Below are 1,237 nucleotides of genomic sequence, written 5' to 3' on the forward strand. Positions count from 1 at the left end.
GGATGGATCGCAACCGTCGCGATGCCCGCGTCGGCCGCGGCGCGCGCGATGCGGATGGCGATCTCGCCGCGATTGGCGATCAGGAGCTTTTTGAACGACATCGTCTCTCTCACTCAGGCAGCAGGAGGCACATTGGGATTGAGATCCTGCTTCTTCACCTTGCCCGTCGCCGTCAGCGGCAGGGCATCGATCATACGCACTTCCGGCACCTTGTAGACGGCCATACGCTCAGCGCACCAGGCGCGCAGGTCTTCCGCGGAGATGGTGCCGACCGCCTCCGGCTTGAGCTGGATATAAGCCACCGGCACCTGGCCCTTGGCGGGATCGTCCCGCCCGACCACGCCCGAGCCCAACACCTTCGGATGCTGGCCAAGCAGCGCCTCGATCTCCGGCGGAAACACGCTCATGCCCTTGACCTTCAGCATTTCCTTGCGGCGGCCGAGGAAGTGCAGGAAGCCGTCCTTGTCGATGCTGCCGATATCACCGGTGCGCAGCCAGCCGTCGATCAGCGACTCCGCCGTCGCCTCCGGCTTGTTCCAGTAGCTCTTGAGCAGCGAGGGCGTCCGCACGCGGATCTCGCCTTCGGCGCCGAGCGGCAGCAGCGCGCCGGTCTCGAAATCCGTGATTTTGAACTCTGCGCCGGGAACCGGCAGGCCGACGAAGATCGGCTGGTTGTTGAGATCGAAATCGTCGTTCTGGAAACCGGCCGTGAAAGTGTTGGAGGTGTGGGTCTCGGTCATGCCCCAGGCCGCCTCCATCAGGATCGTGCCGGTGAGATCCTTCCAGCGCTTGCGGTAGTCGGCATTGAGCTTCTTGACGAAGGAAACAACGCGGACGTCTCTCAAGGACGACAGATCGAACTCGCGAAAGCGTGGATGGTCCATCAGCTCGACCGCGCTGTCGACCGGCATCGCGGTCATGGTCACCTTGTACTTGTCGATCGCGGCCATCGCGCCGACAGCGTCCCAGCGCGCGAGCAGGACCAGCGTGGCGCCGGAGAACAGTGGGAAGATCAGTCCAGAGTTCTCGCCCGCAATCCAGAACTCCGGGAAGAACGACAGGAACACGCTGCTCTCGCCGGGCGGCATCGAGATGCCGTAGTTGGCCGCGGCCGTGTAGACCATGTCGCCGTGGGTATGGACGCAGCCCTTGGGCATGCCGGTGGTGCCGCCGGTGTAGTTGAGCGCGGCAACATCATCGAGTCCGGGCGGCGGCAGCGGCGGCGACGCGGGCATCG

The 1,237-nt window shown here is 64.6% G+C and carries 2 protein-coding genes; both read right to left on the reverse strand.

Annotated features, from left to right (window positions below; genetic code table 11):
- On the reverse strand, positions 1-101 hold a 101-nt coding region (locus MOV75_RS42975), incomplete at its 3' end, for a biotin carboxylase N-terminal domain-containing protein (protein WP_369010496.1).
- A 12-nt stretch (positions 102-113) separates the two neighbouring features.
- Positions 114-1,237: AMP-binding protein (locus MOV75_RS38760; protein ID WP_247008107.1), on the reverse strand; the 1,124-nt coding region annotated here is incomplete at its 5' end.

The sequence above is a fragment of the Bradyrhizobium sp. PRIMUS42 genome, from assembly GCF_023006515.1.
Taxonomy (GTDB): Bacteria; Pseudomonadota; Alphaproteobacteria; order Rhizobiales; family Xanthobacteraceae; genus Bradyrhizobium.